The sequence below is a fragment of the Anaerorhabdus sp. genome, from assembly GCF_036637135.1.
Classification (GTDB): Bacteria; Bacillota_I; Bacilli_A; order Erysipelotrichales; family Erysipelotrichaceae; genus Anaerorhabdus.
The window spans coordinates 1-10,542 of record NZ_JAVWNC010000065.1; the positions used below are offsets into that span (position 1 = coordinate 1).

Here is a 10,542-nt window from a genome sequence, read left to right on the forward strand (position 1 = left end):
TGCATTCGATTCCGATTCGAAAGACCGCAGGTTCGAATCCTGTTGGGCGCGCCATGCTAATCGAACGAACCTGTGTCAGCCGCACAGGTTTTTAGGTTACTATAAAATTATGAAATATGATAAAGATTTAGAAAAAATACTCTATAAAAGCTTAAGAGTAGGTGTTTACTGTCGGGTAAGCACTTATCAAAAAGTACAAAAATCTAGTTTGGTTTATCAAAATAAAGGGTTAATTCGTGAGATAAAAGAAAAAACAAATTGGAAGTTTTGTGGTAGTTTCATAGATGTAGCCACTGGAACTAATATGAAAAAACAAAAAGAATTAAACAGATTGATTAGTAAATGCTTAAATAATGAGATTGATATCATTGTGACAAAAAGTGCATCTAGGTTTTCAAGAAATACTATTGAAGCACTAATAACAATAAATAAGTTGATAGCAAACGGAATTGCTTTTTTTTTGATATAGAAAATATATTAGTGAATAGTGAATTTAAGTATAAATTCCTACTTACTATGCAGTTCGCAATGGCGCAAGAGGAGGTCGTTCAAATGAGTAATGCGATATCATGGTCTTATAAAAGAAAATATGAGCAAGGAATACAAACAAGAAAAACAAAATGTTTTGGATATGATTATAATCAAAATGGAGATAGAGTTGTTAATGCTGTTGAAGCTGGAATTGTTAGATTCATTTACAATGAGTATGTAAATGGTAATACGGCTTATGGAATAGCGAAGGTACTAAATAACAACAGAGTTAAAACTACTAAAGAAAACGGTGTATGGAGACAAAATACAATAATGTATATTTTAAGAAATGAAGTATATATAGGTTATTTATTGATGCCTAAAACAATGAAGAAAGAATTTGATGACTTAACATGGAAACCAATAAATGGTAGAAAAACACAGTATCTAGTGGAGGAGTCACATGAAGCGATTATTCCTATAGAATTGTTTGAAAGGATACAATGTATAATTAAAGAAAGAACAGCAAATGAGCAAAATAATAAAGGAGCAATTAAACGGAAATATACTTCAAAGAATCCACTCTTAAATGTGTTAGTATGTAAAGATTGTGGCTCATCTTTTCGTCGAGTGATAAGAAAAAGAAAAGGAATTAGAATTCCGTGCTGGGTTTGTGCGACACATGCTGAAACGGGAGTGAGAAAATGTGCTAATAAAAAGGTATATAAAGAAGATGAAATAATTGAAATAATCTCAAAAATAGAGAATGATAAATTACTTATTTAGGAGTATTAAATATGAAATAAAAATAAAAAAAGAAATACTAAAAAATGGAAATGTTAACAATTTAATAGTTAAAAGATGTATAATATTATTAATAGAAGGGAATAAGTTATGAAAGAAATTTTCAACGAATGCAATGATTCTATTACTGATTGCATAAGGAATCTATTTACGGATTACGAGGGCATCACACATATTCGAACAAATGTTTCTTCTGTATATTATGCAAATAGAAAAGGTGAAAAATACATAATAAAAATAATTGTTATCGGGGGAACAAATGATGAGAATTATGATGAGTATTTATTAGCTCATTATGAGTCAATAATAAACCTTTCCAAATCTGATGCTTTTCCAAAAATATTTGATTGTAAAATCAAGGAAATTAATAACTATCGTTTCGCGTTTATAGTCGAGGAATATATTACTTACACCTTTCAGGAAGGTATTGAATATTTGTTTAAAAACTTTGAAAATGATGTTAAGTTAACTGCAATAAATTTTATGAAAAATTTATTGAGTCTATATGTTTCTAGTAAACATGTAGGATTTCAAGCACATAGAGATTTATCTTTTGATAATATGAGGTTTACGAGCGATTATCAGCTAAAAATGATTGACACAGCAAGCGCCAAAAACAGTCAAATTGAGACAACCTGTTTTCATCAAGCTACACCTACAAAATATTTCTATGCTTCTCCTGAATATACAGAAATCCATATAGATAGAACTGAAGACGGAATAGTGAATTCTGAAATTTATACTATCGGTTTGTTATCTGGATCACTTATGGGTGCATTGAGATTAGGGTACTTTAATATTCCTGACTATAAAGCGCAAGGTTGTGGGATTTATAATTGGCTTATTGAAAATAAATATCATTTTAATCCAGGGATTCAATTACCACAAAGATATAAGAATGAGTATTTCAATTTTTTACTTATTGAAGTATTTAGAGGAAATGAAACTGATTTGTTTTATAGATTACTCTGTTCAATGGTACAAGAAAGTGTTTCTCAGAGAATACATTCTTATGAAAAAATTTTAGATATATTAGGAAGGTGTGAATAGTTTATATGGGTAAGATATTCATTAATGCTACCAAAAATTATGGAGACAAAATTAAGAATATAGTAGAAAGAGAAAAATCAAGAGTTGATGGTGTTTACTATAGCCTTGCTGACATTCAAACGAAACATATAACAGAATTAAATAATTTTTTAAGTGGTAAAATTATTTTTAAAGACTTTCCAATATATTATCTCCTTTATGATAATTCATATATAAGTAAATATTTGAATCCGACAACCGAAGCAGTTAAGGATAGAGATGGGAATGTCTTAATACAAAAGACAACAGAAGGAAATAATAAACTTCTGTGTTTAAAAAGTAATGTAGATTTTCCAAAGTTCGAATCTCTTCCTCTTGAATCATCCGAATATGTTGATTACCGTGACGATATATTATTCTGTATTAAAAATTATTATCTTAGATTTTATCAAAATTGTCCATATATGACTACTCCAACATTTTTATTAGATAAAACTGATTCATGGAAAGATATTATTATTGATGATGTTTTACAACATACGAATATTTATTTGAAGGATGAAAGTAAAAGAGATGTATTTCTAAGTGTTTTAATAAATGTTGAACTTTTTAATAGTTTTAATGTAGCAAATAAATTATTGAAATATATTAGAAAATATAGTTTTTTAACTGGGATTAGCGTTTCAATTACAAACAGTGCATCTATATATACATATGATTCGAAGGAGTATCAAAATATCCTGTCATTTATAAAAGAATTGAATTTCAATGATGTTAAAGTTTTTATGAATTATTGCGGAATAAAAGATATTCCTTTCTCAATATTAGATATTGAACGATTTGGTGTTGGTTGGTTTTCGAGCTTTCGTAGTTATGATTTGGAATCAAAAGGAATTGACATAAGTCAAAATTCTTCGTTTGGTAAAAGGATTAAAAAAATTTTGCTAGAGTATTTTATGAGTGAAATTCCTCTAGAGTTGCTTGAAGTTCTAAAAATTGAAGATATTCTTGAAATTATACCAGTTCCAATCTCGAAACTTGATGATTTAAGTTTGAGTGACTTAGAACAGTTATATTGGATAGAGTTCTTAAAAATAATTGAAAAAAATCAGGTAATCGAAGAAAAGTTTACTGGGGATGAATTAACGATAAAACGCTGTGATTTAATGCTTCAAAAATTAGATTTTGGATTGAAAAATTTGAAATATCTAGTGAAAAAATTAAATGAATCAGGTAGATTTGATGATGCAAAGAAATTGGAAAATACAAACATTTATTGTATAATGACACAAATAGGAGCAATAAGAGAATTCAAAAATAAAATTTTGATATAGGAGGATATTATGTTTGAGTATGAGGTTGAGTTAGTTGATAGGTTTATTATGCTAAAAAATATTTCTCAAAATAGTATTACAGAATGTCCTTTTAGATGGGGGAGTATTGATGTAGTAGAGTATCAATTAGATAGAATAAAGTTTTTAAATTCTACTCAAATAAACTTCTTAAAAGATAAGGATAATTTGTCAATTTTTTCTTTTTTATATAGGAAAAAAGGACATACATTAGATTATTTAGCTGAAAGCACAAGAATTTCAAAAAATATAGTGAAAAACAGAATGAAGAAAATGATAGAATTGTCTATATGTGATTTGTCAAATAATTTATATTTTATAAATAATAACATTCAGTTTCCTGATATTGTCGTAAGAGGTTATGAAATGAAACTAAATGATATAAAAAAAGCAATAAATCAAGCGGTAGTAAATAAAAAGTATTGCGATTATTCTTATATAGTGATGCCTAAGAATAAATATTCACTTTGTCTAGAATATAAGGGATTAATTAAAAAATGTGGGTTAGGACTAATAGTGGTGGACGAAAAAAAAGTTTATGAAATTATTCGTCCAAGAAGAGTAGATCATAATAAAAATTATAAACTAAAATCTAAAATTTTTATTTTGGATTATCTGTCTAGTTTAAATCAACTTTCAGTTGAATAAACTTAATTACATCCTTAACCTCGAAAGAAAGAGGAATTTAATAATTTATTCAAAAGAATTAATCAAGTTATATTGGGATGAGTCTAAATATGAGAGTTTATTTCCCGTTGGGCGCTCCATGATAATCGAACAAACCTGTGTCAAACACAGGTTTTTATGTACTTTTCTATAAAAAATTCAGGAATTTATACTTCTTTTACTAATAAATAAGTAGGAGGAAGTATAAATGAAAGAAAATGGATCTATAATTTTCGAAGATGGAGTAATATCTGTAGAAGTTACTCTGGAACAGGGTACAGTTTGGCTGACTCAGGTACAAATGTCAAAGTTATTTGATCGAGATATTTCTGTTATATCAAGACACATTAAAAATGCAATAAATGAAAATGAAATTTCAGAGAAAAGCAATTTGCAAAATATGCAAATTGCAAATTCTGACAAACCAGTTGTTTTCTATGACTTAGATGTAGTTATCTCAGTTGGGTATAGAGTCAAATCTTTGAAAGGGACTATATTTCGAAGATGGGCAACTAAAATTCTTAAGGAATATACATTGAAAGGTGTAGTTTATAATGAAAAACGACTAAAACAACTAGAACGCATGCAAGAAATCCAAGTGGATATGATGGAAGGTGTGAAAGGATTTGATGCCTCAGAAGTATTAAGTGTACTTAATCTCTATTCACAAGGATTACAATTATTAGATAATTATGATCATCGAATGCTTCTAGAAAAAAAGAATCAAGAAACAGAATGTATTTATCAATTATCCTATGAAGAATGCATAGAAGTGATTGAACAATCACCCTTTGATGCTCGAGGAGACTTATTTGGAAAAGAAAGAGATGAATCATTTCAATCAAGTATAAATCAAATCTATCAAAGTTATGATGGTGTTGAACTTTATCCTACCTTAGAAGATAAGGCAGTTAATTTACTCTACTTCATTACAAAAAACCATAGTTTTTATGATGGAAACAAGATAATTGCAGCTACTATCTTTATTTACTTCTTAATGAAGAATAGACAACTTATTGTAAATAATAAACAAAGGATTAGTAATACTACACTGGCAACATTGACAGTGCTAATTGCATCATCAAAACCAGAGGAAAGGGAAAATATATTAGCTTTTTCAAAGGAACTCATACAGTTAACAAGGGATTAGTCTAAATGTAGGAGTTTATTCGCCGTCGCGTGCGCCAAATTAGTAGAACGCGATAGATATCATATCGTTTAAACCTTTTAATAAAGGTTTTTTTAATGCTTGTGTAGACTTTGGTAAAATTAGGGATGTGTAAATACGTAGTTAAATAAAGAGTTATTTATCATAACTCAATGCATTGATGAACATTGCTATTTATTTTATTCTAGTTATCATATTAATAAATAAGAATTTGTCGATGAGAAATAGCTGTAATCAAACTTTATATGTCAACAGACGTAAGGAGAGTATATGAAAAAATAGTAATTTATAAAACAAGAACAGGCTTTACCAAACAATATGCTCAATGGATTGCAGAGGAAATTGATTGTGAAATAGTAGATTATAGAAATATTTCCAGCTTTGATTTTAATGGCTATGATTTAATTATTTATGGTGGAAGGGTGCATGCAGGTAAAATCGATGAGTTAGGTAAGATTAAAAAAATGTTTGCAAATTCGAAATATAAACTCGTTGTTTTTGCAACAGGAGCAACTCCGTTTGAAGCAAAAGAAGAAATAAAAAAGATAATGGCTAATAATTTTGATGATAACTCGATTCCTAATTTTTACATGCAGTCAGGTCTATGTTATGAAAAAATGAGTTTGCCTGATAAAACAATTATGAAAGCATTGTCAAAAATACTATCAAATAAAAATAATAAATCTAAGATTGAAGAAGGAACAGTAAATGCGATAAATAAATCTTATGATATTTCTGATAAAAAATTCATAGTTCCCCTAATTAAATGTATTGAAAATATTTAGAGTTAAATATGAGTTGTATGAGTATAGATATAAGCAATAAATTTCAGTTTTGTGAATAGATAATCAACTTATTGTTTTTAGTTTTATTACAATCAATTAACAACAAAAAATCATTCAAAATATAGAAGTATACTTCCCATGGGTTGCTCCAAGTAAAAACACTAAGCGAGAGATTGATTTTTTAAAATTCATATGATAGTTTTTTAGTATGAAGTATTTAGTATACAAAGGAGGGAATAAATTGATAAGCTTTAAACCTATGACACTGAATGATTTGATAATATTTAAAAAGTGGATATATACCCCACATGTGGCAAAATGGTATCTAGAGCCACTTGATTGGATTACAGAAATTGAACAACAAGAGGATACGTTTTCTTGGATACATCACTATATTGTGGAGTATAACAACAAACAAATTGGTTTTTGTCAATATTACGCTTGCATAGATAGTGATGAACTGTGGGAAGGTTATACTGCACTTGGCGGCTCGTATGGCATAGATTATATGATTGGGGAAAGTAGCTATCTCGGTCAAGGATTGGGCAAACAAATTATACTTACACTAATACAAAAGATTAAAGAACATAGTGACGCAAAAAGAATAGTTGTTCAACCTGATGATGAAAATGAAGCATCTCGAGGAGTTTTGAGATCGTGTGGCTTTGATTATGATTCGGAAAAAGATATCTATGTGATGGTGTTATAAGCATTTTGTCTAGCTCAAATTTAAATTTATTTACCAAAATAAACTCCCATTCACAACGTTCAAGTCTCTCATGCTAATTAAAGAACCTGTGTCAGATACACAGGTTTTTGTGTACTTATCTATAATAGTTTTAGGAAATTATACCTCTTTTACTAATAAATAAGTAGGAGGATATATAAATGGAACAAAACAATATAGTTAGTTTTGAAGATGGAGAAATAAAACTTGAAGTTAGTTTATCTCTAATTGAAGAAACAGTATGGTTGACTAGCAATGATCTAAGTAATTTGTTTGAAAAAGATGTTAAAACAATAAATGAGCATATAAATAATATTTTCAAAGAAGGTGAATTAGATGAAAAAACTTCTACTGGAATTTCCAGTAGAAGTTCTGGTGGTAGAAAGCCCAAAGTATTTAATTTAGATGTTGCTGTTTCAGTAGGATATCGTGTTAAATCAAAAAGAGGTATACTTTTTAGACAATGGGCAACTAGAGTACTTAAAGAATATACATTAAAAGGTGTTGTCAATAATGATAAAAGACTAAAACAACTAGAACGTATGCAAGAAATTCAAGTCGATATGATGGAAGAGGTGATTTGTTTGGTAAAGAAAGAGGTGAATCTTTTCAATCAAGTATCAATCAAATCTATCAAAGTTCTGGAGGGGTTGATTTTTATCCAACACTAGAAGATAAAGCAGCTAACTTACTTTACTTCATTACAAAAAATCATAGTTTTTATGATGGTAATAAGAGAATTGCAGCTACTATATTCATCTATTTCTTGATGAAGAATAGGCAATTGATTGTGAATAATAGACAAAGAATTAGTAATGCAACACTTGCAACCTTAACAGTATTAATCGCATCATCGAAACCGGAAGAAAGAGAAAATGTAATAGCGTTTTCAAAGGAACTCATACAGTTAACAAGGGATTAAACTAAATATATGGTTTCAATACGAAAATTGTGATACGGTTTACATTAAGCTATTTATATAAAAGGAAGTGAGGGAAAGTCGGATGATAAAACCTAAAAAATTAAGTAAAGGGGATAAAGTTGCAATTGTAAGCCTATCTTGGGGTGGATTAGGGGATGATTGCTTTATTCATAAATTTAATATTGCTAAAGAGCGTCTAACAAAAGATTTTGGATTAGAGGTAGTCTGTATGCCTCACGCATTAAAGGGAAGCGAATTTGTAGCGAACCATCCAGAATTAAGAGCTAAAGATTTGATGGACGCCTTTTCTGATAATTCAATTTCTGCAATTTTTTGTGCTATTGGTGGAGATGATACAATACGAATATTACCTTATATAGACTTTGATATAATTAAAAATAACCCCAAAATTTTTATGGGGTATTCAGATACAACCATTAACCATTTTATGATGTATAAAGCAGAAGTGGTATCTTTTTATGGACCATCAATAATGTGTGAGTTTGGTGAGTATGTTAAAATGTTCGATTACACTCAAAAGGCTGTGGAAGATATACTTTTTGGTGAATGGGAACAATACCAACTTATGCCGAGTGACGAATGGACAGATGACTATGTTCTTTGGCAAGAAAGTAATATAAACACCCCACACAACATGAAAAAAGATGTTCATGGATATGAGGTAATTAGTGGAAGTGGAGTAGTGCAAGGACATTTACTTGGTGGATGTATAGATGTATTTATGATGGCGTTTGAAACGAAAATCTGGCCAACACTTAAGGAATGGGAAGATGCTATTCTTTTTATTGAAACAAGTGAAGATAAGCCGTCACCAGATTTTATTAAATGGACATTTAGAAATCTTGCGGCACAAGGTATTCTGAATGTAATTAAAGGAATTATTGTAGGTAAACCACAAGGGGAAAAGTACTATGATGAATATAAAGTTGCAATTACTCAGGTTGTTGTAAATGAAGAACACTTGAACGATTTACCTATTTTTTATAATGTAAACTTTGGACATTCAAAACCGATTGGCATTATTCCTTATGGTATTAAGGCACAATTGGACTGTAAAAACAGGTCCATTGTTTTATTGGAATGTCCAACGATTTAGTAATGATTTTTGCTTCTCAAAATGAGCATAATCAACCGTAACCGCAATAATCGATTTTCCAACATCATTATAATCAAATATGACACTATAAATACCATATCGTTTAAGCCTTTATTTAAAGGCTTTTTAATGATTTTGTAGACTTTGGTAAAGTTAGGAATGTGCAGATATTATAGTTAAATAAAGAGTTCTTTATCATAACTCAATGCATTAGTGAACTTTGCTTTATATTTTTGTTCAAGGTATTATATGAATAAACTAAAAGTTGTATGGGAGAGGAAATAGATGAAGTTATTACAGCCTAATCAGGAATTTCAAGATAATGTAATTAAATATAAATGGATCGATAGTTTTTTGGCACTTGGTCTTTTTTGTATAATGTGTATGTTCTATGCAATTTTAGCAGTTTTAGAAAGTAGCTATCCTGCGATTGGTGAAAGTTGGCTTGTAGGAAGTGTATTTAATATTTTAATAATTATTATTACAATTTTATTAGTTAAGGTCAGAAAAGAGAAATTATCTTCATTAGGGATTTATGGCGGGAAATGGAAACAAAGTTGTTTGATTGGTTTAATCTTCGCATTAATACTTTTCTTTAATAACTGTCTGTCACACATAGTTAACGGAGCGAGTTTTATAGAAATAAAAGAAATTATAGAATTGGTGATATATTTTTTAATAGTTGCACTGTGCGAGGAAATTGTATTTCGTGGTTATATTGGAACTCGATTATATGGACTGATAAAAAATCAATATCTTGTAATTATTGTAACTGGCTTATTATTTATAGTTATGCATTTTCCATATAGAATGATTGCTTACAATATGACTATTACTGATTTGATAATCAATAATATAGGATGGATATTGGACTTGTTTCTGACACATATTGTGTTGTCTCTTATATATGTGAAAACAAATTCATTATATGGTTCTATCATTCCTCATTGGATGAGTAATTTAGCCTATAATTTAGTTGCAAGATAAACACAAATATCAGTTTGGCAAACAGTTAATCCAACTTCTTGTTAGTAGTTTTTTTTAAATCAATGTATCAACAAGAGGTCAATGAAATATAAGACTATACTTACCATTGGGTGCTCCATAATAATTGAACGAACTTGTATCAAACACAGGGTTTATATGCTTTTCTATAATGATTTTAGTAAAATATGCTACTTTTACTGATGAAAAAGAGTTCGATATGTCAACTTGTGCAAAATTTTCACAAGTTCAAATTGAGGGTAATCGAGAAATGGAATGAATTGGTTTAATCACACAGATTTTTTTGTATATTTAAAATGATAAATTTTTATGAGTAATTTCTTTAGTTAGTAAATAAGTAGAAGGCGTATAAAATGAAATAATATTGTTGGTTTTTGGTGGTAGAGAACTAGGCACAAATATTTCTCATTTCAGATATGTATTTACCAAAATACCATATTCACTGAATAGATTGAACAATATCTAACAAAAGGATATAATCAAATTAATAAAATAT

12 protein-coding genes are annotated in these 10,542 nt (G+C 28.9%); all 12 read left to right on the forward strand.

Features of this window, described 5'->3' with window-relative positions; all coding sequences use genetic code 11:
* A partial coding sequence (locus RR643_RS09945) for a recombinase family protein (protein ID WP_332483115.1) occupies positions 1–469 on the forward strand: 469 nt, incomplete at its 5' end.
* A gap of 83 nt (positions 470–552) precedes the next feature.
* Positions 553–1,257, forward strand: a complete 705-nt coding sequence (locus tag RR643_RS09950; protein ID WP_332483116.1) for a recombinase family protein — start codon at positions 553–555, stop codon at positions 1,255–1,257.
* Between the two features lie 108 nt (positions 1,258–1,365).
* Entirely contained in the window at positions 1,366–2,325 is a 960-nt protein-coding gene (locus RR643_RS09955; RefSeq protein ID WP_332483117.1) for a hypothetical protein, read from the forward strand.
* Between the two features lie 5 nt (positions 2,326–2,330).
* Positions 2,331–3,638 carry a hypothetical protein gene (locus RR643_RS09960; RefSeq protein WP_332483118.1) on the forward strand — a complete coding sequence of 436 codons (1,308 nt, stop codon included), beginning with the start codon at positions 2,331–2,333 and terminating at the stop codon, positions 3,636–3,638.
* A 9-nt stretch (positions 3,639–3,647) separates the two neighbouring features.
* On the forward strand, positions 3,648–4,304 hold the full coding sequence (locus RR643_RS09965) for a hypothetical protein (protein ID WP_332483119.1): 657 nt from the start codon (positions 3,648–3,650) through the stop codon (positions 4,302–4,304).
* A gap of 226 nt (positions 4,305–4,530) precedes the next feature.
* On the forward strand, positions 4,531–5,472 hold the full coding sequence (locus RR643_RS09970; RefSeq protein ID WP_332483120.1) for a virulence protein RhuM/Fic/DOC family protein: 942 nt from the start codon (positions 4,531–4,533) through the stop codon (positions 5,470–5,472).
* Positions 5,473–5,735: 263 nt separating this feature from the next.
* Positions 5,736–6,275 (forward strand): flavodoxin domain-containing protein, encoded by a 540-nt coding sequence (locus tag RR643_RS09975; protein ID WP_332483121.1) that lies wholly within the window; start codon positions 5,736–5,738, stop codon positions 6,273–6,275.
* Between the two features lie 241 nt (positions 6,276–6,516).
* Positions 6,517–6,984 (forward strand): GNAT family N-acetyltransferase, encoded by a 468-nt coding sequence (locus RR643_RS09980; RefSeq protein WP_332483122.1) that lies wholly within the window; start codon positions 6,517–6,519, stop codon positions 6,982–6,984.
* 179 nt (positions 6,985–7,163) lie between these two features.
* Positions 7,164–7,673, forward strand: a complete 510-nt coding sequence (gene rhuM, locus RR643_RS09985; protein WP_332483123.1) for a RhuM family protein — start codon at positions 7,164–7,166, stop codon at positions 7,671–7,673.
* Positions 7,583–7,924: a type II toxin-antitoxin system death-on-curing family toxin gene (locus RR643_RS09990; protein ID WP_332483124.1), complete on the forward strand. Its 342-nt coding sequence runs from the start codon at positions 7,583–7,585 to the stop codon at positions 7,922–7,924. Before rhuM ends, RR643_RS09990 begins: the two co-directional genes overlap by 91 nt.
* 82 nt (positions 7,925–8,006) lie before the next feature.
* Positions 8,007–9,041 (forward strand): S66 family peptidase, encoded by a 1,035-nt coding sequence (locus tag RR643_RS09995; RefSeq protein ID WP_332483125.1) that lies wholly within the window; start codon positions 8,007–8,009, stop codon positions 9,039–9,041.
* Between the two features lie 285 nt (positions 9,042–9,326).
* Positions 9,327–10,028 (forward strand): CPBP family intramembrane glutamic endopeptidase, encoded by a 702-nt coding sequence (locus RR643_RS10000; protein ID WP_332483126.1) that lies wholly within the window; start codon positions 9,327–9,329, stop codon positions 10,026–10,028.
* The last annotated feature ends 514 nt before the right edge of the window (positions 10,029–10,542 follow it).

Bases quoted from the DNA above. Each gene is read 5' to 3' on its own strand.
- RR643_RS09950 (WP_332483116.1), top strand. From the start codon at position 553: ATGAGTAATGCGATATCATGGTCTTATAAAAGAAAATATGAGCAAGGA.
- RR643_RS09955 (WP_332483117.1), top strand. From the start codon at position 1,366: ATGAAAGAAATTTTCAACGAATGCAATGATTCTATTACTGATTGCATA.
- RR643_RS09960 (WP_332483118.1), top strand. From the start codon at position 2,331: ATGGGTAAGATATTCATTAATGCTACCAAAAATTATGGAGACAAAATT.
- RR643_RS09965 (WP_332483119.1), top strand. From the start codon at position 3,648: ATGTTTGAGTATGAGGTTGAGTTAGTTGATAGGTTTATTATGCTAAAA.
- RR643_RS09970 (WP_332483120.1), top strand. From the start codon at position 4,531: ATGAAAGAAAATGGATCTATAATTTTCGAAGATGGAGTAATATCTGTA.
- RR643_RS09975 (WP_332483121.1), top strand. From the start codon at position 5,736: ATGTCAACAGACGTAAGGAGAGTATATGAAAAAATAGTAATTTATAAA.
- rhuM (WP_332483123.1), top strand. From the start codon at position 7,164: ATGGAACAAAACAATATAGTTAGTTTTGAAGATGGAGAAATAAAACTT.
- RR643_RS09995 (WP_332483125.1), top strand. From the start codon at position 8,007: ATGATAAAACCTAAAAAATTAAGTAAAGGGGATAAAGTTGCAATTGTA.
- RR643_RS10000 (WP_332483126.1), top strand. From the start codon at position 9,327: ATGAAGTTATTACAGCCTAATCAGGAATTTCAAGATAATGTAATTAAA.